This window comes from Vibrio metschnikovii CIP 69.14, assembly GCF_000176155.1.
Lineage (GTDB): Bacteria > Pseudomonadota > Gammaproteobacteria > Enterobacterales > Vibrionaceae > Vibrio > Vibrio metschnikovii.
On sequence record NZ_ACZO01000007.1, the window covers coordinates 751,166 to 775,318 of the forward strand.

24 protein-coding genes and 1 CRISPR repeat array are annotated in these 24,153 nt (G+C 43.8%); of the genes, 11 read left to right on the forward strand and 13 right to left on the reverse strand.

The window, feature by feature from the left end; translation table 11 throughout:
* Window positions 1-12 precede the first annotated feature (12 nt).
* A complete protein-coding gene (cas2, locus tag VIB_RS14900; protein ID WP_040905314.1) occupies window positions 13-306 on the forward strand; it encodes a CRISPR-associated endonuclease Cas2 in 294 nt (97 codons plus the stop codon).
* Window positions 307-481: 175 nt separating this feature from the next.
* Window positions 482-1,763: direct repeats of the CRISPR family, unit length 32 nt; unit sequence GTCGCGTCTCCCGCAGGCGCGTGGATTGAAAC.
* 117 nt (window positions 1,764-1,880) lie between these two features.
* Here cas2 and panF read toward each other — a convergent pair.
* The 4 genes from panF to cspE all read right to left on the reverse strand — a co-directional run bounded on the left by panF (window position 1,881) and on the right by cspE (window position 4,563).
* Window positions 1,881-3,347 carry a sodium/pantothenate symporter gene (gene panF, locus VIB_RS14905; protein WP_004397050.1) on the reverse strand — a complete coding sequence of 489 codons (1,467 nt, stop codon included), beginning with the start codon at window positions 3,345-3,347 and terminating at the stop codon, window positions 1,881-1,883.
* Window positions 3,340-3,621: a YhdT family protein gene (locus tag VIB_RS14910; protein WP_004397051.1), complete on the reverse strand. Its 282-nt coding sequence runs from the start codon at window positions 3,619-3,621 to the stop codon at window positions 3,340-3,342. The genes panF and VIB_RS14910 overlap by 8 nt, the downstream gene beginning before the upstream one ends.
* Window positions 3,622-3,947: 326 nt before the next feature.
* Window positions 3,948-4,106, reverse strand: a complete 159-nt coding sequence (locus tag VIB_RS17630) for a hypothetical protein (RefSeq protein ID WP_004397053.1) — start codon at window positions 4,104-4,106, stop codon at window positions 3,948-3,950.
* A 244-nt stretch (window positions 4,107-4,350) separates the two neighbouring features.
* Entirely contained in the window at window positions 4,351-4,563 is a 213-nt protein-coding gene (cspE, locus tag VIB_RS14915) for a transcription antiterminator/RNA stability regulator CspE (protein WP_004397054.1), read from the reverse strand.
* Window positions 4,564-5,021: 458 nt separating this feature from the next.
* Between cspE and yghU the strand changes: the two genes are divergently transcribed.
* Entirely contained in the window at window positions 5,022-5,882 is an 861-nt protein-coding gene (yghU, locus tag VIB_RS14920; protein WP_004397061.1) for a glutathione-dependent disulfide-bond oxidoreductase, read from the forward strand.
* Between the two features lie 41 nt (window positions 5,883-5,923).
* Here the strand turns inward: yghU and VIB_RS14925 are convergent, their stop codons facing one another.
* The 4 genes from VIB_RS14925 to VIB_RS14940 form a co-directional block, all read right to left on the reverse strand.
* On the reverse strand, window positions 5,924-6,172 hold the full coding sequence (locus tag VIB_RS14925) for an FxsA family protein (protein ID WP_040905317.1): 249 nt from the start codon (window positions 6,170-6,172) through the stop codon (window positions 5,924-5,926).
* Between the two features lie 140 nt (window positions 6,173-6,312).
* Window positions 6,313-7,263 (reverse strand): VirK/YbjX family protein, encoded by a 951-nt coding sequence (locus tag VIB_RS14930; protein WP_004397066.1) that lies wholly within the window; start codon window positions 7,261-7,263, stop codon window positions 6,313-6,315.
* Window positions 7,264-7,736: 473 nt separating this feature from the next.
* Complete coding sequence (locus tag VIB_RS14935) at window positions 7,737-9,170, reverse strand: glyceraldehyde-3-phosphate dehydrogenase (protein WP_004397069.1); 1,434 nt, start codon at window positions 9,168-9,170, stop codon at window positions 7,737-7,739.
* Between the two features lie 547 nt (window positions 9,171-9,717).
* Window positions 9,718-10,191: a dCMP deaminase family protein gene (locus tag VIB_RS14940; RefSeq protein WP_004397071.1), complete on the reverse strand. Its 474-nt coding sequence runs from the start codon at window positions 10,189-10,191 to the stop codon at window positions 9,718-9,720.
* A gap of 858 nt (window positions 10,192-11,049) precedes the next feature.
* Here VIB_RS14940 and VIB_RS14945 point away from each other — a divergent pair.
* Window positions 11,050-11,454 (forward strand): OsmC family protein, encoded by a 405-nt coding sequence (locus VIB_RS14945; protein WP_040905320.1) that lies wholly within the window; start codon window positions 11,050-11,052, stop codon window positions 11,452-11,454.
* Between the two features lie 25 nt (window positions 11,455-11,479).
* Complete coding sequence (gene yddG, locus VIB_RS14950) at window positions 11,480-12,385, forward strand: aromatic amino acid DMT transporter YddG (protein WP_004397074.1); 906 nt, start codon at window positions 11,480-11,482, stop codon at window positions 12,383-12,385.
* Between the two features lie 48 nt (window positions 12,386-12,433).
* On the opposite strand, the gene VIB_RS14955 is transcribed toward yddG, so the two are convergent.
* Together VIB_RS14955 and VIB_RS14960 are read right to left on the reverse strand one after the other, a co-directional pair.
* On the reverse strand, window positions 12,434-13,333 hold the full coding sequence (locus tag VIB_RS14955) for a cation diffusion facilitator family transporter (protein ID WP_040905323.1): 900 nt from the start codon (window positions 13,331-13,333) through the stop codon (window positions 12,434-12,436).
* A gap of 176 nt (window positions 13,334-13,509) precedes the next feature.
* Entirely contained in the window at window positions 13,510-14,388 is an 879-nt protein-coding gene (locus VIB_RS14960; RefSeq protein WP_004397076.1) for a LysR family transcriptional regulator, read from the reverse strand.
* A gap of 193 nt (window positions 14,389-14,581) precedes the next feature.
* Between VIB_RS14960 and VIB_RS14965 the strand changes: the two genes are divergently transcribed.
* Window positions 14,582-15,163 carry a class I SAM-dependent DNA methyltransferase gene (locus tag VIB_RS14965; protein WP_004397087.1) on the forward strand — a complete coding sequence of 194 codons (582 nt, stop codon included), beginning with the start codon at window positions 14,582-14,584 and terminating at the stop codon, window positions 15,161-15,163.
* 58 nt (window positions 15,164-15,221) lie between these two features.
* Here VIB_RS14965 and VIB_RS14970 read toward each other — a convergent pair whose 3' ends face one another.
* Window positions 15,222-17,204: an acetoacetate--CoA ligase gene (locus tag VIB_RS14970; RefSeq protein ID WP_004397095.1), complete on the reverse strand. Its 1,983-nt coding sequence runs from the start codon at window positions 17,202-17,204 to the stop codon at window positions 15,222-15,224.
* A gap of 242 nt (window positions 17,205-17,446) precedes the next feature.
* Between VIB_RS14970 and phhA the strand changes: the two genes are divergently transcribed.
* From phhA to VIB_RS15000, 6 genes are all read left to right on the forward strand, one after another.
* A complete protein-coding gene (gene phhA / locus VIB_RS14975; RefSeq protein WP_004397097.1) occupies window positions 17,447-18,241 on the forward strand; it encodes a phenylalanine 4-monooxygenase in 795 nt (264 codons plus the stop codon).
* Window positions 18,231-18,563: a 4a-hydroxytetrahydrobiopterin dehydratase gene (locus VIB_RS14980; RefSeq protein WP_004397099.1), complete on the forward strand. Its 333-nt coding sequence runs from the start codon at window positions 18,231-18,233 to the stop codon at window positions 18,561-18,563. Before phhA ends, VIB_RS14980 begins: the two co-directional genes overlap by 11 nt.
* 285 nt (window positions 18,564-18,848) lie before the next feature.
* Window positions 18,849-19,403, forward strand: coding sequence for a diaminobutyrate acetyltransferase (ectA, locus tag VIB_RS14985; RefSeq protein ID WP_172465337.1), 555 nt, complete (start codon window positions 18,849-18,851; stop codon window positions 19,401-19,403).
* A gap of 11 nt (window positions 19,404-19,414) precedes the next feature.
* Complete coding sequence (gene ectB, locus VIB_RS14990) at window positions 19,415-20,680, forward strand: diaminobutyrate--2-oxoglutarate transaminase (RefSeq protein WP_040905326.1); 1,266 nt, start codon at window positions 19,415-19,417, stop codon at window positions 20,678-20,680.
* Window positions 20,681-20,689: 9 nt separating this feature from the next.
* A complete protein-coding gene (locus tag VIB_RS14995; RefSeq protein ID WP_040905329.1) occupies window positions 20,690-21,076 on the forward strand; it encodes an ectoine synthase in 387 nt (128 codons plus the stop codon).
* Between the two features lie 95 nt (window positions 21,077-21,171).
* Window positions 21,172-22,602 (forward strand): aspartate kinase, encoded by a 1,431-nt coding sequence (locus tag VIB_RS15000; protein ID WP_004397110.1) that lies wholly within the window; start codon window positions 21,172-21,174, stop codon window positions 22,600-22,602.
* Between the two features lie 178 nt (window positions 22,603-22,780).
* Here the strand turns inward: VIB_RS15000 and VIB_RS17635 are convergent, their stop codons facing one another.
* The gene (locus VIB_RS17635; protein ID WP_115342682.1) at window positions 22,781-22,993 is read right to left on the reverse strand and encodes a hypothetical protein; all 213 of its coding nucleotides are present in this window, start codon (window positions 22,991-22,993) and stop codon (window positions 22,781-22,783) included.
* A 220-nt stretch (window positions 22,994-23,213) separates the two neighbouring features.
* On the reverse strand, window positions 23,214-24,146 hold the full coding sequence (locus VIB_RS15005) for an ABC transporter permease (protein WP_050782769.1): 933 nt from the start codon (window positions 24,144-24,146) through the stop codon (window positions 23,214-23,216).
* Window positions 24,147-24,153 lie beyond the last annotated feature (7 nt).

The following is a 24,153-nucleotide window of genomic DNA, read 5'->3' on the forward strand; positions in this document are numbered from 1 at the left end:
GGAGAGTACGCCATGATGGTATTGGTCACCTACGATGTATCTTTTGCTAGTGAAGATGGACAAAAACGTCTCAGGCAATTAGCAAAAGTCTGCTTAGACTATGGTATGAGAGTGCAATATTCAGTGTTTGAATGTGAAATAGACTCAACACAATGGTTAGAATTTAAAGATAAACTTTTATCTATTTATGATCCTGAAGTCGACAGTTTGCGTTTTTATAAGCTCGGTAAAAACTGGCAAAACAAAGTAGAGCACCATGGCGCGAAAGAAGCGATAGATATATTTAGAGATACCCTAATTTTATAATCGCTAGGTTGGAGTGCTCACTAAAACATTGGGGAGCTAGCGATTGCATAAGTTCTTTAAAAATATAGAAAATGTTTATTTTTATAGCTTTACACAAAATAGTTTTCTTCTACCGCGTAAAGTTAGCGGCAAACCATAATATATGCTAGTTTACACGTGCCTTTCACAATAGGCAGTCGCGTCTCCCGCAGGCGCGTGGATTGAAACCAGAAAGACAAAAGAAAGATAGTAAAAACTGTCGTCGCGTCTCCCGCAGGCGCGTGGATTGAAACTTGCCCAGCCAATAATTTCACTTGCCGCATCGTTGTCGCGTCTCCCGCAGGCGCGTGGATTGAAACGCTCGAGTCAGCTATAGACAACGCATCAGCCGCGTCGCGTCTCCCGCAGGCGCGTGGATTGAAACTCCGCAAGACTTTATGCCCAGCGATGAGACAGAAGTCGCGTCTCCCGCAGGCGCGTGGATTGAAACACTATTGATGTCAGTTTCATAGCTCTTGGGTTTGGTCGCGTCTCCCGCAGGCGCGTGGATTGAAACAATCAGCCAATCTGGTATATCCAGTTCCATTAAAGTCGCGTCTCCCGCAGGCGCGTGGATTGAAACTTGTTGAGATATGGGCGGGTTTTGATTGAGTCAAAAGGTCGCGTCTCCCGCAGGCGCGTGGATTGAAACAGCTGCAAGACGTCTCTTATCGGCTAGCGATGGGTCGCGTCTCCCGCAGGCGCGTGGATTGAAACCCTTCAACACGCCAGAAGTTGCACCATCACGATGGTCGCGTCTCCCGCAGGCGCGTGGATTGAAACGACTGAATTTAGTTGCTGTTGGCCCTCTTTTTGGTCGCGTCTCCCGCAGGCGCGTGGATTGAAACACTTTCAAATATCTGGTACTGGCTGTAAACACCTTGTCGCGTCTCCCGCAGGCGCGTGGATTGAAACGTAGTGCGATAGATACGGCAATCAGTGAAGGTAAAGTCGCGTCTCCCGCAGGCGCGTGGATTGAAACAAGTTATTAATATTGATTTTGATAATCAACGTCGTCGCGTCTCCCGCAGGCGCGTGGATTGAAACTCAGCGATTTGTATATCTTGGTTCATCAAATCGTCGCGTCTCCCGCAGGCGCGTGGATTGAAACTTTTACCTTTGGATTAGTTATGGATGCTATATTGTCGCGTCTCCCGCAGGCGCGTGGATTGAAACAAGTTATTAATATTGATTTTGATAATCAACGTCGTCGCGTCTCCCGCAGGCGCGTGGATTGAAACAAGTTAGTAAATAACGAGTTAGTTTTACCGACAGGTCGCGTCTCCCGCAGGCGCGTGGATTGAAACCTTGTTTATGAGCCCAAGGTTAGGACGATATCTGGTCGCGTCTCCCGCAGGCGCGTGGATTGAAACCAAGATTGTTGAAGATAGGTATGTCATTGCGCCCGTCGCGTCTCCCGCAGGCGCGTGGATTGAAACACCATTACTGATAACTCGTATCTTTCTGACAAAAGTCCCACCTCACAAGAACATAGTGAAACTCGACTCGCTTAGGTCGACAGTTTGCTGTTACGGCAGCAAATTACCGGGCTTCACTTAACGCTCAACCATACTTTCTTTAAGCTGTTGCCTTGTATCCGGTTTTAGATAACTCATCATAATAAAACTGAGTAATCCACACAGTAGGGTCGGGACGATGGGATGGATGCCCGCTAAATCAGGTTTTAACCACATTAAACTCGTGTAGGTGGAAAGCCCAACGATCATTGAACTCAATGCGCCTGTCGATGAAGACTTTTTCCAATATAAACCGAGCACCAAAGGCCAGAGAAATACCGCTTGTAAGCCTCCGAGTGCCATTAAGTTAAGCCAGACAATCATCTCCGGTGGATTGGTTGCAGCAAAAAAAACTAACAAAGCAAAAATCATCGTCACCCACAAAGATAAGCGAGTCATCTTACTTTCTGCCTGCGGCTCATCGATGAGTCTGGGATTAATATAGTTAAGATAGAGATCTTTTAATAATGTCGCCGAGGCTTGGATTAGCTGTGAATCAATACTCGACATAATCGCCGCCATGGGGCCGGCGAGGAAAATCCCTGCCAATAAAGGCGGAAGAACGGTGATCATTAAGGTCGGCATGATTTGATCTGGGCTAGTAAGATCCGGCACGATAGCGCGCCCTAATGCTCCCGATAAATGAGTACCAAACATCAACAAAGCCATCATAATAGTGCTTAAGACTATACCCTTGTGCAGCGATTGGCTGTCTTTATAAGACATACAACGAACGGCGGCATGGGGTAACCCAATCACGCCAAAGCAAACCAGTATCCAAAAGCTCAACATAAATGGCTGGCTGAGGAATTGATCGGGGCCGTAGGGGGTAATTAACGCAGGATCAATACGATGCAGTTCCGTGATTAGTGTGCCAAGGCTACCACCAGCGTGGATCACTCCTGCTAATAGTACAAAAGTCCCGATTAACATCATGATCCCTTGCACGGTATCGGTCATTACTACCGCACGAAACCCGCCGATGGTTGTATAAAGACCAACAGTAAAAGCAAACAGCATTAAGCCATGTTGATAAGAGAGCCCAGTAACCGTTTGTAATAGGCGTGCTCCACCAACAAATTGCACGACCATCGTACCAAAAAATGCCAGCAGTAAAGACGTCGATGCCAAAATAACCACACTACGACTTTTAAAGCGAGCGTATAACATATCATTGAGAGTTAACGCATTATGACGACGAGCTTCAATCGCAAACTTTTTACCTAATATACCAAGAGTTAACCAGGTTGCTGGTAACTGGATCATCGCGAGCAAAACCCAACCTAAGCCAAGTTTATAAGCGGCACCTGGCCCGCCAATGAAGCTGCTAGCGCTGGCATAAGTGGCAGCAAGCGTCATTGCGAGCACAAATCCCCCCATGCTGCGCCCACCAAGAAAGTATTCATTGAGAAAGCCGCCATCTGTTGTTCTACGCCGGCTAAAAAAAGCAATCGCAAATACGGCTGCTAAATAAATGATGAGAGGCAAGAGAAGTTGATTATTCATCACGGGTCGTCATATCTGGTTCAAGACTAATATCGCGATAAATGAATGCCACCATTAACGCGCAGAGAAGAGTAAATACTATTGGGCCTACCACACAAGACAGCAAAAACCACAACGGCATACCGAAGTAGAGTGCTGGCAATTCAAGATCATCAAAAGGCGCAGAGAAGCCATAAGCCGTGACATACCACCAGATAAAGTAACCCAAGGCGAGGATCAGAGCGGCTAATGCTTCGCGATGAGTTTGTTGAATAATACGCTGTCGGTTATTCATCCGTTTCCTCAGTGATTAGGTATCCCTAGCTACTTGAAGTTAACGTCGGATTATTGGTATCCGTTTGTTCAATAGCAATAGTGAACAAGGCTGATGATGACAAGATCGAGTAGTTTGGGAATAGCGAGTTTCTAAGGGGAGGTATGGTATTACAAATATGGCGTTGGAGACAAAAAATATCGTACAGAATGAATGAAACAGCTGGATACAGATGGTTATTGATGAATCAATAATGCTTAACTCGATGATTACATAAAGAGAAAAGTGCTTAAGCGTTGGCCTTTTAGCGTATGACGGCTGCTAAAAGGCAGTCGGCCATCGGTAACTTATCCACCATACTGCTTTTCAAAGGCTCTTTGCTCAAGAATATCTTCAATTTTTTTACGCGTTTGGTGCTGAGTTAACGGCATTTTCTCATTGCTGTCCGCTTGAGGAGCGGCTGTCTTGGTTTTTTTTGGTGCTTTTGCCATGTTGGTATCATCCATTTAAAAAATGATTCCTATTAGTACACTAATGAGGATTAAAGGCCAGCCTAAGAACCGAGTTATTAGATTTGTTGCACAAAAGTGAATGTAATCCGTGCATCATCGTTAACACCTCTATTTCAGTGTTATTTCAACGAGAAATATTGGTCGTGCGGTATCGTGAGTGGCAAGCTTTTCTCAAAGCGGAGAAGGAAGTGATGGATAAAACAATGGCGTGATAAAGTATCACGCCATCAACATTCTATTACAGAACCGTTACTTGTTCTGCTTGAGGGCCTTTTTTGCCCTGCTCAACGTTGAAGCTTACTTTTTGGCCTTCAGCGAGAGTTTTGAATCCTTCAGATGCGATTGAGTTGAAGTGAACAAAAACATCACTTCCACCGTTATCTGGAGTAAGAAAACCGAAACCTTTAGTTTCGTTGAACCATTTTACTGAACCTGTCACTTTACCTGACATAATTACCTCTATATTTTATGATACTAAATTAATGTTGGCTGATAGATAAGCAATTGAATGGTAGATGAAGGTAAACTTGTACAGGCACTAAACGAAGGGTATCGATGGTTTTCTGAGCAAAAACTTACACTTTATGTCACATTAACAACTCTGCTTTAAGAGCCAACTTCACTATACACGTTGCCGAGTAAATAGCGAGACTTATTTATTTCAAGATGATCGCTGCATCGCTTGAACGTTTGGAAACTGCCCCAATATCTTAGTTAATTAACAATGAGTATACTCTCCCTACTTGAAGCTGCAGCGGTGTTGGCTACGTTCGTTCACCCCAATCACATCGTTTGCCTATGCTCATGGGGAATTCACTCACTTGCCGCCTACCTGCAACTTCAAGTCGTTTGGGTATAAACGATGTTTCGGCAAGATTTACTGACAAGATAATAAGCAAGGAGAGTGTTATGACACAAGCATATGTACCCCCTAAGGTTTGGACCATGGAGAGTGAAAATGGCGGACAATGGGCAAGTATTAACCGACCTGACTCTGGTTCTCGTTTCGAACAAGTGTTACCGATAGGTCAACACCCGATCCAACTTTACTCTATGGGGACACCTAATGGGCAAAAAGTCACTATCTTGTTAGAAGAGTTATTAGCATTAGGTATTCACCAAGCCGAGTACGATGCCTTTTTGATAAAAATTGGTGATGGTGAGCAATTCGGATCTGGATTTGTTGAGGTTAATCCTAACTCGAAAATCCCTGCATTGATGGATCGTTCGTTAGCATCGCCGATTCGCGTTTTTGAATCGGGCAATATTTTGCTCTATCTTGCGGAAAAATTTGGTCATTTCTTACCACAAGCTTTGCCCGAACGTACAGAAGTGATGAATTGGTTGTTTTGGTTGCAAGGATCTGCTCCCTATTTGGGTGGGGGATTTGGTCACTTTTATGCTTATGCTCCAGAAAAGTTTGCTTATCCTATCAATCGATTTGCAATGGAAGCGAAACGTCAACTGGATGTGTTAGACAAACAACTGGCCAAACAGACTTATATTGCGGGTGAAGAATATACGATTGCTGATGTGGCGATTTGGCCTTGGTATGGCAATCTAGTGCTAGGCAATGCTTACAATGCGGCTGAGTTTCTGGATGTGCAATCTTATCAACACGTGCAACGTTGGGCGAAAACCATTGCAGAACGTCCGGCAGTGCAACGTGGTCGAATTGTCAACCGAACATGGGGAGAGGCTTGGGAGCAGTTAGCTGAGCGTCATAACGCACAAGATATTGATCGCGTATTGGCACAGCAACCGAAGTAAGTTGAAATCGTACAGTAAACGAGTACGACGCCACCTTAATGTTATTGACGGTAATCGCTACGTTGTTCGGAATTTTGTTCGCGATGTGGTACTTCTTCGAACTCACCTTCAATAATATGTTCACTTTCGTTATTGTGAGCTTGATGAAAAGGGCGGCGTCTTAGCTGCCTTTCTAACCGTTTACCACTGATGATGGCGATCAAGGTGAGTGGAATCGCGAGCAGTAAGCCAAAGATTAAGGCAAAAAAACCGCAGATTAATGTCAAGGTGGTTATTAATACTCGATACATAAACAGTCTCCCAAAATCGATATCAATTTATCATACCTCATCTGTGATGAAGAAAACATGAACGATGCTGACTCAAATCGCATTAATGTTGATGAGAGGTTTCACCGAGGGAGAGTGTACTTCCCTCCCTATTATGAACGCTAACTAATCGATTGTTGTGTTGACTCATCAGTCAACCAAGCGACTTGTTCAGCAATACTCATCTTAAGATTATGAGGATAGAGTAATGATGGCTGTAATAAGGCATAAAGTTGCTGTTGGTAAGCGTCTAACCATACATATCGTTCACGGTACATTTTGCGTTTCGGACGCTTTATCTCTTCCATTTCGCGACGCTTAGCAGATAAGGGTAAAGAATAAAACCAACGGTTGTGATCAACGCCATCGTGTTCTTGCCATAATTGGTCATAGTCTAAATTGATGGAATCGCTTTTTTTACCATATCGCTTTGCATTATAAATATGGGCTGAATTTTTAACCGCATAGATAGCTTTCATGTCTAAATATTGAGCGATAAATTGAACCGCTTCAACCATAAATGATTTAGGTCTTAAACCATAGATAGCTTTAGTGAATGTTCGGCTGAAACCATTATCGTTAACGGCACCTTGCATGCAGCCAATTAATAATAGGTTGTTTTGAATCGTGAAACCTAAAGTATAATAAGCATAGCCTGTATTATCTTCTAGTGATAACGCCAATTCACCTTCTTTACGTATTCTTCCATCGAAGCTTAAAGTAAGTTGATAATTTTCATCGTCAATATGGATACTGCCTAAATATAATTTATCAGTATGTATTTTAAGAATAGCGGCACGAGAAAAAGTAGCTTCTAGCCATGAATGGTGGTCATTGAGCAACTGTATGACATCACTTTTACTTAAACCAATATGTAGAAATGGAATCATACATTTCATGATATAATTTGGCTGGCGAATAAAAATATGTTGCCGACGCTTATGATGGAATAAGTTTACCATCTTTTGGAAATGACGAGGATAGAGATAAGATCTAAGAATAAACTTACTGATATCTCTCAATTTATGTTTTTGGCTTTGAGCATGAGCTGCCGAGGCTAATTTTAATCGCACACGAATTACCACTACTGTAATACAGATAATATTCAGCGAGTATTATTACTCACAGCCAAGAACATCGCTATTGTGTTTGTGTACTTTTTTGTATGGGATTGTCTTAATCGAGGTTATGTATAGTGTTAACTTATTAATAATGCTGCACTCTGATTATCTCTTAATCATAATTCCTGATCTATTGTCCTTTTTCTATCAATGAAAGCCTGAATTGTATTTATGTCAATGTATTGATTGACTTTGATTAATAACTATAAATTATATTAGTTAGCCGTAACCCGAGAGCAGAGTATCGCTAGTGGACCAAAAAAAAAGCCGCCTATCGGTCGTGATAAGCGGCAAGGGGGGATGATGGATCCATCTGTCCTGAACATTATTGGCTACCCAATAATATAAAAGCGTCGTAACTCTTTCCGCCGCCTTTCGCTCAGCACATTCGGTTTATTATTATTGTGTTGTGGAGTCGGTTTCGATTATTGGGGATACGTTTTGTAACGCACGCCCATCATTTGTTCCATACAGTGAATGACTTGGCAACTGTAACCAAATTCATTGTCGTACCAGACATATAAAACGCAGCGATTGCCTTGGGCGATCGTTGCAGCACCATCAACGACGCCAGCATGACGTGAACCGACTAAATCGCTCGAAACGATTTCAGTTGAATCGGTATAGTCAACTTGCGCTGAAAGAGGGGAGTGAGTAGCAATTTGTCTTAAATAGTGGTTTAACGAGGCTTTATCGGTTTCTTTGGCTAGATTTAAGTTAGCAACCACCATCGATACATTGGGGGTCGGTACGCGAATCGAATTCCCGGTTAATTTTCCTGCTAGCTCCGGTAACGCTTTGGCGACGGCTTTCGCTGCACCTGTCGAGGTCAGCACCATATTCAGAGAGGCCGATCGGCCACGACGTTCACCTTTGTGGAAGTTATCAATCAAATTCTGATCGTTGGTATAAGAATGAACGGTTTCAATATGCCCAGATAGCACACCATATTGATCGTGCATCGCTTTAAGAATGGGCGTAATTGCGTTGGTCGTACAACTTGCTGCGGATATGATCGTATCATCAGCGCTAATCACCGATTCATTCACCCCAAAAACCACATTTTTAATATCGCCTTTACCGGGCGCGGTGAGCAAAACCTTACTCGCACCTGGAGAAGCTAAATGACGGCTCAACCCTTCACTGTCGCGCCACACACCGGTGTTATCAACGACAAGCGCATCGTGAATACCATAGTGGCTATAATCGACCTCTTGCGGTGAGTCAGCATAGATCATTTGGATATAGTTGCCATTGGCAATCAGTGCCTTGCGTTCACTATCGATAATAATACTACCGTTGAACTGGCCATGGACGGAATCTCGTCTCAATAGATTGGCTCGTTTTTCTAAATCTCCGTCTTTACCGCCACGAACGACAATCGCACGTAAGCGTAATGGGTAACCCGGACCACTTTTTTCTATTAATAAACGAGCCAATAAACGGCCAATACGACCGAAACCATAAAGCACAACATCTTTAGGTTGATTCATGGGTTCGCCGTTCACAGCTTCAACAAGTGCCGTATGCAAGTAATCTTGCATAGCATCGGCGTCATCATGATGTTGCCAATAACGATGCGCTAATTGGCCAATATCGATTTTACAAGGCGATAGGGTCATCTCTGCCAATGAAGTGAGCAAAGGTATGGTTTGTTCAAGAGATAAAGATTCTCCGATATAGCGACTCGCAATTTTATGAGCTTTGATGATGTCAATTGTGGTCGCATTGATCAGCGTTTTACCAAACAATAAGATTTCTACACCTGCTTGTCGGTAAAGTTTGCCAATCAGAGGCGACATAGATTCAGCGATGGTTTGGCTAATTTGCCAATCGAGGCGATGTTTTTCTGGGCTCATGTTGACTTAAGACCTTTCACGTAGGGTTAAACGTGATGTCACCGCAAGCGATAAGCATCACGTGCTCAACCATCACAATTTGTATTGTGTTTAGTATTGAGCTAGCTTGTTATTGGATTGTGTCGGGATTGTAAATCTTGAGCGGTTATTCTGCTAGTAAAATTAATGGCCATATATTAGGCTATGTTTCTACTGTTTTCTGGTGTTATAGCGGAGTTTTTAAGGGTTAAGTCGGTATTGACAATTTTAATTAATGTCACTTATTTCGTGAGGATATGCATTGAAATCATAGTTGTGTTTGAAAAAGAAAAATTAGTTACTTAATTTTTGTGATTTCAGTCGAAAATTCCTGTTTATTCAGCAGGTTAATCTGTATTGATGAGCGTGATTTAATCCATGTGGTTTGAATGTGTTCGCTATCTGAAAGTAGTCCTTAATTGATTAGGGTTATTGGCAAGCACAAGGTAGGTTAATTTTTACCTACCTGCTTGTGAATGAACGGTGGTTACCAGACAAGGCACTCTTAAGTGGTTACTGGTGGTATTAATTAGAGATTCGCTGGTGGGATCTGGCTGATCGGTTTGAGCTCATTTAAAGGTAACCAGTTTACTTTTACCCCTGCTTGTAAAAACATGTCTTGGCTAACTTTTATTTTGTCGCCCCAACGAGAAAGAAAATCGTCAGACTGCTCAGGGCAATGCACTGCAGAAATACCAGTTTGAATGATTTTAGCCGCGCAATTGGGGCACGGAAAATGAGTCACATAAATTTCACAGCCATCCAAATCACGTTTGGCGAAGAGAATCGCGTTTTCTTCAGCGTGCAATGTTTTTAAATATTTCATGTCACGGTCATCGGTATTTGCGCTGTCAGAGATACCATGGGGATAGCCATTAAAGCCGACAGAGACAATACGATTTTGTTTGGTGATCACGGCACCGACTTGAGTAGACGGATCTTTACTCCAAGAACCAACCAGTTCGGCCATTTGGTAGAAGCGTTGCGCCCATTTTGAAATCATAATCTTGGTTTCCTTAACGTAACGTTATTTGTCAGTCATGATCGTGATTTTGTCGAGCTTAGTCTAGATAAATTTTGCGCCCGTCATGCGAGAAAAACGTTGATTGGTTAGGCTTGGCTTTACTAGAGTGAGACTGAACTCTCGTTTTTTATCGCTCCTCGCTAGATTGCTATGGGTGATTTAGCGATAAGCCTTGTGAGAGATCTCTTACAATCAATGTGAGAGATGTGCGTTTTTTGTTATGGGTAAAAGGGCCATTTTATTTTTATCTTATTGTTTTTAATGACTTATTTATGTAATAAGTTGCTGGGCTGAATAGAAATGTTCATTCACAACCTTGCCGAAAAACAGTGTTGCCGTATTCTGAATTTGTCAGCAGGAAGCCGACACGGAACAGGAAAGACCCAAGGATAGGTCATCTTCAGGACGAAGATTCGATGATTCAGGATGAAACATCGGCAAGGAAAGCAAAGGACATTAGCAGGACGCGAATAACTAGGATGGTTATCACGGATGGTTAATGGACATCTTAAAGGAATAAGGCACGTCTATCAGGATGATAGAGTAAGGGACACCGCTAGGATGGCGATGAAACGGAATGTGCTAACGGATATAGCAGACTATCAAGGAATTGATGCAGGGAGCACTTGATTAGTAGCCGGATTGCTGCGAGTAAGAACTGAACCCCACTAGGCGTAAGCTTAGTGGGGTTTTCTTTTGTACTACGAACTGGCTTTTTTTATCGGCTTAGATATATTGCAGTGATGGTCATCGGGTCGTCACGATGAAGCCCCCGTTTATCTTAAAGATAATATTTACTTTGCAAGGCCAATCTAGGCTAAAGACAGGAGTTATTCTATGCAAGCAGAAGTACAATGGGTTGATGGATTAAGATTTATTGGTCAATCACCGTCAGGACACTCTATCGTAATGGATGGTAATGCAGGCTCCTCTGCGCCCAGCCCGATGGAAATGGTGTTGATGGCCGCTGGGGGGTGTAGCTCAGTGGATGTGGTTAATGGCTTAAAGCAAGCTCAGCAAGCGGTAACGGGTTGTCGTGTATCGTTGATCACTGAGCGTAGAGAAACGGCGCCGCGTCTTTTTACTCATATTAATCTGCATTTTACGATTGAAGGGAGCCATGTGTCGTCAGAAATTGTTGAACAAGTGGTGGCAGATTCACTCAATAAATACTGTTCAGTTTGTTTAATGCTTGGTGAAAGTATTGAGCTCACCCACAGCTGGGAAGTCATTAATGCTTAACGAATGAGCATAAAAGGGAACAGGCATGAGCCATTTTAAATATACAGGATGTGGGATTGCTGCCATTTTATTGTGGGGAGCAATGATTGGTTTAATGCGCACTGTTGCTGAAGCTTTCGGACCGATTGGTGGTGCAGCTTTACTCTATACTATTGCCGCTCTCTTTTTAATACTCGTGCTTGGTGTCCCTAAACGACAACATTTTTCTCTTCGCTATTTATTGATAGGAGGAGGGTTATTTGTCAGCTATGAAATCTGCTTGGCATTAGCGATAGGTATGGCCAATAGTCGTCATCAGGCTTTAGAGATGGCGGTGATTAATTACTTATGGCCAGCGATCACGGTAGTACTAGCGGTTATCTTAAGTAAAAAAACAGTCAGCGTTTGGCTTTATCCGAGTGTTGGTCTGGCCTTTACCGGTGTTGTTTGGACTTTAACGGGAGACGCCGGATTCTCTATCACACATGTGGTAAATAATATTGCCAGTAATCCTTTGACCTATGGGCTGGCCTTTATGGGGGCGGTGATTTGGGCAATCTATTGCAACGTGACGAAATTAATTGCAAAAGGTCAAAATGCTATCGCTCTGTTTTTTATCGCTACAGCGATAGTGTTATGGATAAAGTACGCGCTAAGCCAAGAAGGGCCATTGAGCTTTAGCCCAATCACCACCTTCAATGTCATACTGACTGGTGTGGTGATGGGCAGTGGTTATGCGTTATGGAATATCGCTATTTTGCGTGGCAATATGTTGTTATTGGCAACACTCTCTTATTTTACCCCTGTAATATCGACGCTTTTTTCATCGTTAATTCTTGGTGTGATACTCGATACCAGCTTTTGGCAAGGGGTGGCAATGGTGACGTTGGGTTCATTACTCTGCTGGTGGTTAACGCGTGATAAACCTAATCTGATTGAAGCGAGCACCTAAAATAAACCCGCCATTAACGGCGGGTTTATTGGTTAGGATAAGCAGGGATTAACGCGCGATATTGACGTTAATTTGTAGTTTCAGTGGTAACCCAGATAAACGCTTAGCGATGGTTTTTCTGGTTTGTTCGATATCATCGACTAAAATTACATCGCTGTTGTCTTCAGGATAGATATCCACATCTACCCATAATTCCGGACCGACTTTGGTCACTCCGGTTAATTCAATATCTTGCTCTGATTCTTTACAAGCATCGATAATACTTTGATCAACGCGCTTACAAATATCTTTACTCGGTGACATGAGGAATATTTCGCGTAATGCCGTTTTCACCATCCCGAAAGGTACTTTTAAAAAATAAAACGACATAGCAAGCATCATCAACGGGTCAGCATAGACCGCATAGTGAGCGAAGGGAGTAAAAGTTACACCCAGTGCCACAATAAAGCCGATGGTTACTGCAAGGCTGAGCAATGTATCCATTTGCCATTGTTTAACCTCTGCACCAATCAGGCCTGAAGCGTGGCGTTTACTCAGTTTTGCCATATACCACCATGCTAAGCCACAGCCGATAACATTGACTGTACCAAAAAGGGTTGCAATCGAAGCATCGACTTCTCTACCGCCAGTGATTAAAGCACCGATCGCAGAATACAGTGAGTAGGCGACGAGTAGTAAGATCACGCTGCCTTTGATAACAATAACCGCTGGTTCAAATAGCGCACGACCAAAAGGGAACTGCGCATCAGACGGCTTACGTATATAACGTGAAGCGACCAGCGACAATAATGTTAACAGTAAACTGATGAGAGAGTAGACTCCATCAAAGACAATAACTAATGACCCTACAAGTAAACCAACCACTAATCCGCCAAGGGCAAATACTGATGCGATAAGGGCGGAGAAGGTTAAGACACGATTTTCATTTAAACTTGTTTGAGCACACATAAAACATCTACCGATTTAAAAACTAAACGTATTTTGGCTTAAAATCGGTCTATTACAATCTCAATTTACTTACACATCTAAATAAAAAACAAGAATTTAAAATAAATCCATTTAAAACAGTAGGTTGCGCGCTATTTTTGCTGTCAAAAATATTGACTCTGACTGCCATTGGTTATTTAAAAGTCAAATAGGTAATCACTGAGCTTATCAGCTAGCCAAAGCATGGCTGGATTTTCTGCGTCACCAGGGATGGTATACATGCAATAATCTTCTTGAGTTAAGCCGTAGGTGTGGCGAATAACGGTTAAACGTTGTTCGCGCAGATGATGGCGAATTAATGGCTCAGGTAACACTCCCCAAGCGCTTTCGGTCAATATGGTCGCCAGCATATATTCAAAACTTGAGAAACCAATATAGCGGCGAGAAAAGGGCTCAAGGTTTGAGTTATCTTGATCATTGAGGTAAACCATCACCGCTTGCATCGATTTACGTAAGTCTTCATCGGACACTCGTTTGAGTTTAGTTAAAGGATGACTGACGCTACAGACCGACATCATGCGGATTTTACCAAGTGGCTGGTAACTGATACGAGGATCGTCCAAACGCTCGTAATCGACACCAAACGCGAAGTCAACCTGCTCGGTTGCGACTAAACTGGCTAGATCACCACTCGAGGCAAGGACGATGTTAAAGGACGTATTAGGAAATAAATTATTCAGTGAATGAGCCAAATCTTGCCATAACACATCAGGCAGAGAGTCATCACGCGCAATCCACATTTCAGCGGCAAATTCATCACACACCTGCGAGCAGGTGCGTTTAATTCTGGTCGCTGTAATTAATAAGCTTTGGCAGTCTTTATAGATAGCCTTACCGGCTTCCGATAATGTGACTTGATTACCACTGCGGACTAATAGCTCAACCTTAAGTTCATTTTCCAGCGCTTTTACCGCCATACTCAGTTTGGTTCGGTTACATTCCAGTTGGCGAGCCGCCTCGGAAACTGAGCCTGCATCGGCGATAGCACAAAATGCTTCTATTTGTGATAGGTTCATGAGGGTTCCATTATTAAACGGGAGTGACGTTAATCAAGACTGATAACTTCCACTTTCATTGCCGATTTTCTCAGCATTACGATGAATATTGTATTTTCTTAACCAAGATTGTTCGCTAACGCTATGAAGTTGACTCTATTTTGGTTTAATCTTGGCATATTACCAGAATACAAGACGTAATACGGAGACCATGATGGTACACGACTGGGATAATCTCGCGAAAAATTGGGAAAACAATACAACAAACACGAAGTTTGTTCAGCAGGTATTTCAGCAACTGAAGACCTTAACGTCCTTGGATGGCAAGCATATTCTTGATTATGGCTGTGGGACGGGTTTCTTAAGTCAGATGATGTCACCTTTGGCGAAAACTATCGTCGCACTGGATGGCTCAGAATCGATGATTGAGGAGCTGGATAAAAAAGAGCTACCCAATGTCGAGCCTGTGGTCGATAGTTTAACGCGCGGCTTAGTGGCTCAACATCCAGCTTTTCGAAAGCAGTTTGATCTTGTCGTCGCCGCTTCTGTGTGTGCTTACGTTGATGACTTTCCACAAGTAGTCGAGATTATTTACTCGTTACTAGATCAAGGTGGTTTGTTTATTCAGTGGGATTGGTTAGCAGACAATACGCTAGCCGATCACCATCTACATGAACTCAACGTCAGACAAGCTTTTACCCAAGCAGGCTTTACGACCATTGAGGTTGCACAAGCGTTTGTTATCGATACCCCGGATGGACCACAAGCCGCCTTTTTTGCGCTAGGACGTAAATAGCCGTACACGTCTGGTTTGAGTCTCTCTGACGATGTGAGTAGAGTGCGGCGTTGGTTGATTAGGTGGTTGTGTTGACGTAACTCGCCACCTCATCAAGCACTTCAGGATGATCAATCGCATGACGATTGTCGACTGTTTGCCCATTGAGTATTTGCTTAACCGCTAACTCGACCAATTTACCGGAGCGCGTTCTCGGTACTTTAGAAATAGGATAGATTTTCTTCGGTACATGTCTCGGTGAACATTGGGTGCGCAATTGTTGTTTAATGGTCTCGATCAGTTGATCGTTGAGCGAAGCACCTTGTGACAACTCAACAAAAAGAACAATAATTTCATCGCCTTGCTGCTTTTGGCCGACGGCGACCGCATCCGCTATCTCGGTAATCGATTTAAGCGCTTGGTAAATCTCCGCAGTACCGATGCGTACTCCGCCAGGATTGAGTGTCGTATCACTTCGGCCATAGAAGAGAAATCCGCCTTGTTCTGAGCGCATGACATCGTCACCATGGTGCCAAGTATCCGGATACTTCGCCCAGTAAGCATTATGGTAGCGCTCGCCGTTATCGTTCCAAAAACCAATCGGTTGGTTGGGGAAACTGTTGCGACAGACTAACTCTCCGCGCTGTTGCATGACCGCTTCTCCCCGCGAGTTAAACGCCGCTACGTCCATGCCTAACCCCGCAACTTGGCATTCTCCCCGATAGACGGGTGAGAGTGGGTTGCCCAAGACAAAACAGCCACAAATATCAGTGCCTCCAGAAATCGAAGCGAGATGCACATCTGACTTAATATGTTGATAAACATAATCAAACTGATGAGGATAGAGCACTGAACCAGTAGAACAGATCGTTTTAAGGTCCGCCAGGTGATGATGTTGATTGGGTGAAAACCCTGATTTTTGCAATGATTCTAGATAAATAGCAGAAGTGCCAAACAGCGTTGTTTGTGATTGCTCAGCCAACTGCCAGAGAACATCGGGATTCGGATAAATTGGGCTACCATCAAAAATCACTAAGGTCGCTCCACTCGCGAGTGTTGATACGTGCCAATTCCACATCATCCAGCCACAGGTCGTGTAGTAAAACACCCGATCGTTAGCTTGGATATCACAATGTAATTGGTGCTCTTTCAGATGATTCAGCAGAGTTCCTCCGACAGAATGAATAATGCACTTAGGCTGTCCAGTCGTGCCTGAAGAGTAAAGAATAAACAAAGGATCATTAAATGCTACGCGTTGGTAGGTTAATCCTTTTGGTGTATAGCTAGCGAGAATGGATGCCCAATGGGAAAAATGCTCATTGATGCTTGGGTTATAGGCGCGCTTTTGCAGATAATCAATTTGGCAGACATTATTGAGCGTCGGTAATCGAGTCACTACTTGGGAGTTTTGTTCATGCATCTGGTGCGTTTTACCTGAAAAGGTATACCCATCGCAGCAAAATAGAATTTTAGGCTCCACTTGTGCAAAACGCTCAACCACGCTGTTAACCCCAAAATCTGGGGAAGTTGATGTCCAGATTGCCCCTAAACTGGTGGTCGCGAGCATGGCCACGACAGCTTCTGGAATATAAGGTAGATACGCCGCGACCACATCCCCTCGACCGATACCATTTTGTATCAACCACTGCTGAATCATGCAGACTTGAACAGAGAGTTGTTGCCACGTTAAGTGGCGACTTTGGCCGCGCTCATTATGAAACCAAAGAGCAATATTTTCCGGCTGTTGATAGGCATAAGCGAGTAAATTTTCTGCGTAATTAAGCTCCGCATTCGCAAACCAAACGGTATCTCGACTCGGCATGAATGGCGGCCAGCGTGCCTCGCCTTGAGTTGATAATAACGTTCCACGTAAGCCAATCACATCACAATATTGCCAGATTTCACTCCAGAACCGTTCGGAAGATTGAACCGACCATTGATGCAGTTCATCATAGTGAGTCATTGCATAGCCTTGTTGATGAAGATGTTGAATGAATTGGTACAGTTCAGAAGCATGAATACGTTGTTGGCTAGGTGTCCAAATCGGGTCAGAGTGAGACATGTCTTCCTCAAGTTAGCAAATTTTAGATAACAAAAGTGTTGTATAGATTGCTGTAAAGTCAAAAAAGAAGATTGATAAACAAGCAAAATTATAGATTAAGGCATACTCAATAGGGGGAATGCCATCTACGAATGTAAATAAAGTGTTACACCGACAAGTCGATCCAATCCTTGCAGAGGAATGGCAGATTGAAGCAACCGTGAATACGCTAAATGTAATAATAATGTTACGGAGATTCCGTCATGAGTTGTTACGTTGCTAAATCACTCAATCAACACGGTGAGATCGATTGGAGCAAAGAAGAGCATTGTGTGTGGCACGATCTTGTCGCTCGTCAGCAGTCGATTGTTAGCGAGACCGCTTGCCAGCCTTACTTAGATGGATTGGATTTATTGGCACTGTCAGCGGACAGAGTCCCACGACTGTCTGAGCTTAATCATACCTTAGATCGAGAAACCGGCTGGCAAATTGCCCCCGTTCCCGCCTTAATCAGCTTTGATCATTTTTTTGCGTTATTGGCCAATAAAAAATTTCCCGCGGCAACGTTTTTACGATCTCGACAAGAGTTTGATTATTTACAGGAGCCCGATTTTTTCCATGAAATTTATGGCCATTGTGCCATGTTAACGCACCCTGATTTTGCGGCATTTACTCATCGATATGGTCAATTAGGCAAGAAGGCTTCTCCTAAAGCACGGGCTTATTTAGCTCGTTTGTACTGGTTTACGGTTGAGTTTGGCTTAGTAAAAGAGCAAGGGGTCGTCAAAATTTATGGCGGCGGTATTCTCTCTTCTCCTGCAGAAACACGCTGCGCGCTAGATAAACCAGACTCGCAGCATCGGCGATTTGATTTGTTGCAAGTACTGCGCACCCCGTATCGAATCGATCATATTCAGCCGGTGTATTACGTATTGGAAGAGATAGGTGAGCTTTACTCACTCAGTCAATTAGATTTAATGCATTATGTTGAACAAGCCATGGCACTAGGCTTACTACCAGCGCCATTTACTGTAAAGGAAGAAAACTATGTTGGATGAATTACGTTGTGAAGCCTGTGATAGCAACGCAACTGCTTTAACTCAAGATCAGCAGCAGACATTACTGAGTGAACTTGATGGATGGGCACTGGTGCATCGAGACGGTGTTCCTCAGTTAGAAAAAGTCTATCGGTTTAACAATTTCAAGCAGGCTTGGGCGTTTTCTGATCAGGTAGCAAACCTTGCTGAAGCGATGCATCATCATCCTAAAATCACGGTCGAGTGGGGTAAAACGACATTAACTTGGTGGACCCATGCCATTCATGGACTGCACAATAACGATTTTATTTGTGCTGCACGCTGTGACAAACTGCCTCGTTAAGTGAATGATCCTCAGGCGATATTGAGTCTTCGCCTGAGTGATCTTCCCCCAGTTCCATCCTCATATGCCCCTTCATTCTATCTTCATAAAACTGTCATTATTGTTACACATCTAATCTTTTTGTTGTGATGGGTTTATTTTTATTCTTATTTTTTATTTATATTTATCATTAATTTAGGGAGTGGTTGTGCTTTTTGGTAAAATTTAAGCTTGAAAAAGTCGCTGAGACTGTTAGTTTATAAAAGAAACTTGTTTAGAGTTCTAATGGATAATATGTATCAAACTATGATGACAGCATCGCCTTGGGTTGCATACCCAGAAATTATGCAAAACACTCAGGATGAGTGGACTTTTCGGGTCCCACACCGAACGGATGGTAAGCGAGTTCATGATCTGATAGCACAGTGTGCTCCGCTGGATGAAAACTCTGCTTACTGCAACTTCTTACAATCTACCCACTTTCAAAACACTTGTGTAATTGCTGAGCGTGATCAGGAATTGGTCGGTTTTATTTCAGCCTATCGCAAGCCGGATAAGCCGAATGAGTTATTTATTTGGCAAGTCGCAGTGAGTCCCACTGCGCGAGGTATGGGTCTGGCTTTCCATATGCTGAATGAGCTGCTGACTCGTGATGAATTGAGCGATATCAGAGTGTTAGAAACGACCATTACTCGTGATAATCAAGGTTCTTGGAAATTATTTAAAAAGCTGGATCGAGCACATGGCGAACGCGGTGAAGTGTCTACTTTTCTCGATGAGACTCGCCACTTTGATGGCGAGCATGACACGGAATACTTGTACCGTATCCCGCTCTCTCTTCCCACCAACCAAAAAGGATAAATCCCATCGTTATGGATATCTTCAAAAAGAAAGAATCAAACGTTCAATCTTATGCCAATAATTTTCCTGTTGTGTTCTCTACAGCAAAAGGAAGCTGGTTGTATACCCAAGATGGTGATGCCTACTTAGATTTCTTAGCGGGCGCAGGCTCGTTAAATTACGGCCATAATAACGCCATTTTTAAACAGGCATTGCTTGAGTACATTGATAAAGACGGTATTACCCACGGTTTGGATATGCACTCAGAAGCGAAAGCTGATTTTTTACATGCGCTACAAACCTACATTTTTGAGCCGCGCCAGCTTGATTATAAAGTGCAGTTTACTGGACCAACGGGGACGAATGCGGTTGAAGCGGCGATGAAACTGGCACGTAAAGTGACAGGGCGAACCAATATTGTGGCTTTCACAAATGGCTTTCATGGCTGTACTTATGGCGCTTTAGCCGCCACAGGGAATCAACATCATCGTGGTGGTGCTGGTATGGGGCTATCAGGGGTGACTCGTATCCCTTACGACGGTTATGCCGATATCGATGGCCTAGCGCTGTTTGAGACCATGCTTGGCGATCCTTCCTCTGGTTTGGATAAACCCGCAGCTGTGCTATTGGAAACCGTACAAGGTGAAGGGGGGTTGAATGCGGCCTCTTACCCTTGGTTGCAAAAGCTGAGTAAAATTTGTCGAACGCACGGTGTACTGATGATTGTCGATGACATTCAAGCCGGTTGTGGACGTACGGGAACCTTCTTTAGTTTTGAACCTGCCGGTATTAAGCCAGATATAGTGACGCTATCAAAATCGATCGGTGGTTATGGTTTACCGCTCGCGATCGTCTTGTTTAAACCAGAGTTAGATGTTTGGAAGCCTGGAGAGCATAACGGCACTTTCCGTGGTAATAATCACGCCTTTGTGACGGCGGCGAAAGCATTACAAACCTATTGGGCTAATGATGATTTTCAACAGCACATTAAAGCCCGAGCTGAACAAGTCGCCCATACGATTCAGCAGACCATCCGCCGTTTTCCAAGCCTATTTACGCGTTTAAAAGGGCGTGGATTGATGCAAGGTATTGAATGTCAAGATGGCGATATCGCCAATAAGATTGCTCGCGAATGTTTCCGCTTAGGCATGGTGATTGAAACCGCAGGGCCACAAGATGAAGTGGTGAAGTTTTTCTGCCCCTTGACGATCAGTGAAAATGAACTGGAGCAAGGCTTAACGATTTTCCAGCAAGCGGTGGAAAACGTCGCTCCGCAGTTTATTCAAAAAGCATCCTAAGGAAAAATTATGATTGTTAGAACATTACAAGAATGTCAACAAAGTGAACGTCGCGTCGTCGCCGAAACGTGGGAAAGTGTTCGCATGTTGCTCAAAGACGATAATATGGGTTTCTCATTTCACATCACGACGATTTATCAAAATACCGAGACCCATATACACTACAAAAATCATCTGGAATCGGTCTATTGCATGTCGGGTGAAGGGGAGATAGAAGTCGTCGGCGGTGAAACCTACGTCATCAAACCAGGCACACTGTATATTTTGGATAAGCATGATGAGCATTATCTACGAGCCAATAAAGAGGCCGATATGGTGATGGCGTGCGTGTTTAATCCTCCGATTACGGGAGCGGAAGTCCACGATAAAGATGGCGTTTACCCCCTCGTTGAGTAAATCCGCTGACCATAAGCAGCGTCAATGGATGTTGAACGAATCAAAGTCTATTACGCTGCTTATCACCTAACCGATATTCAATACAAGGAGACCTTATGTCTTACACCGTAGAAAAAATCGGTGGTACTTCCATGTCGGCGTTTGATGCTGTACTGGACAATATTTTTTTAAAGCCGACTAACCCGTATGGACGAATATTTGTGGTATCGGCTTATTCAGGGATGACCGATGCACTCTTAGAGTGCAAACGCACCGGGAAACCGGGTATTTATCAAATGATTGCTAAGCGTGATGAACACTGGCAAGACGCGATACACGAGCTTGAACAACGGATGTTGATGATCAACGAAAATCTGTTTGCCGATCCCATGAGTCGAATTCGCGCTGATAAGTTTATTCGCTCTCGTCTCTCTGAAGCGGTCAATTGCGTCAACAACATTTTAGAAACCTGCCAATATGGTCAGTTTTCACTGCGTCATTATTTACCACAAATTAGAGAGTTCCTCTCTTCTATTGGCGAAGCGCACAGTGCTTATAACACCACGCTTAAATTGAAAACGTTGGGCATTAATGCTCGGTTTGTCGATTTATCGGGGTGGAGTGAACAAACGCGTGGCCAGTTGGATGAGGTGATTGAACGTGCCTTTGCTGATATTGATGTGACGCGAGAGTTACCCATTGTTACCGGTTACGCTTATTGCGACCAAGGCTTAATGAAGAGTTATGATCGCGGCTACAGCGAAATGACCTTTAGCCGGATAGCCGTATTAACCGACGCCTCACAAGCGATTATTCATAAAGAATATCACCTTAGCTCCGCAGACCCTAGAGTCGTTGGGCCGGAGAAAGTTCGCCCGCTGGGACTGACGAATTTTGATGTGGCCGATCAGTTGGCTAATTTGGGTATGGAAGCGATTCATCCTAACGCCGCGGCTGGATTACGTAAAAAAGGCATTGAACTTCGAGTCAAAAATACCTTTGAACCGGATCATCCTGGTACGCTGATTTCAAATCATCATCAACCGGAAGCCAATAAAGTCGAGATCATTGCTGGGCGCAACAAAGTGTTCGCCTTACATATGTTTGATCAAAGCATGGTGGGTAATGTTGATAATGCCAGCTATGAACTGATGGAAATCATTGCTGAAGCGAAAGTCCATTTAGTTGGTAAAGAAATGAACGCAAATTCAATGACTTACTTCTTGAGTGGCACGAGCGATAACTTGAATCATGTCCTGTATAAAGCAGAGAAGCGTTATCCGAATGCGTCGATTTCAGGGAAAATGGTTGCGTTAATCTCGGCGATTGGAGCCTCGATTAATACTAACCTCGCGCTCGGTAAAGGCATGCAGTCTTTAATGGAAGCGGGGGTCAACCCGATGGCTGCTCACTCATCGATGCGCAATGTTAATGTGCAATTTGTGGTGGAAGACGGTGATTATAACAGTGCAATTTGCGCTTTACACCAAGCTCTAATTAGCCAAAATACCAGTGTGAAAACGGACGACAAAGTCAAAGCGGCTTAGGCCGTTTATCCGCGAACTATATAGCCATTCAACCGCTACAGAGCTGATGACTTTGTAGCGGTTTCGTATTTTATTGCGGTGTTGTTCAATCAATTTCTCTGCCCCTTAACCGTTGGGTTGAACAATAAAGCTTGATTGTTAATCGCGCATAGAGGTAGCGGTTCGTCGATCTGGGCGATTAATGAATCGTCGGTTTCCAAAGGTTGGCTAATCTCATAACGTCTAGCCATAACCAAAGACCGGGTATCAAAGCGAACACCCGTTTTGGCGGCGGTAAAAAAAGAGTATCTTGGCTACGTTGAGGAAAGGCCATCACCGCAGGCCAATGGGGACTTGCTGCTCCCGAGGCAGTTTCCGAGACTTGTAAATGGATATTGGGCAAGGTATTCATCGGTACCCCCGTTAATACGTTTAACAGTCAATGTAGGTGGCTTACCCATATAAATAAGGCAAAAAATACGGACTTCAAGCGGGATAAGGAAAAATAGTGTGTTTGGCTTCCCTAACACTCACTGATTTCGAATAAAACATCGTTAGGGATAAAAGTGACTGAAAAAAAGCCGCCCTCGAATATAGGGGCGGCGTGGATGATCTTGATAAAGTATGAGCGTTTAAGCTTTAGGATCTAACGCATCTTGTAGCGCATCACCTAAAAAGTTAAACGCCATGACGGTGAATAAGATAGCTACTCCTGGATAAATCGCCAGTCCCGGAGATTGCCAAATCATTTCTTGGGCATTTTGCAGCATATTACCCCATGAAGGCAGGGGCGGCTGAATACCTAAGCCAAGGAAAGATAAAGCACTCTCAAGTAAGATGACGCCACCTAAGGCCATGGTGGTCGAAATGATTACGGGTGATAGTACATTCGGCAATACGTGTTTACGGATGATGCGAGCGGAAGAAGCGCCATAACCGACCGCAGCTTTTACGTATTCACGTTCACGAACTGATAAGGTGCCAGAACGCACCAAGCGTGCAGTAGTCGGCCAACCGAAGAGAGCGACAATCACAATGATCCGTAACAGGCTAATGGTATCGCCTTGCACCCATTCATCGGGTAGACCTAACTTACGCAAGTCCACGGCGGCCAGAACAATCATCAATGGTAAGGTAGGCAGTGAGAGGGTGAAATCGGCAATCCGCATTAAAATTGCATCGATTTTTCCGCCAAAGTATCCGGCACAAACACCAATCAAGCTACCGATAATCGCTGTGGCAAATGCCGCCACCGCGCCAACCATTAATGAGATTTGTCCACCATATAAGAGACGTAAAAAAACATCACGGCCCAGCTCATCGGTTCCTAACCAATGGGTACTGCTCGCTGGTTCTAAGCGAGCAAAGAAATTGACGTCAAACGGGTCATGTCCCATCCAACGCGCAATTAAAGAGGCAGAGAAACATAGGATCACCAGCAGTACAACAAAAATGGCACTGACTACACCGGCTTTATGGCGCTTAAATCGGTTCCAGACTAAACGCCAAGGTGAAACACTAGGCTGAGCTTTTGGCTGCTCAGGAAGCACAACATTCGAACTCATCGTCGTT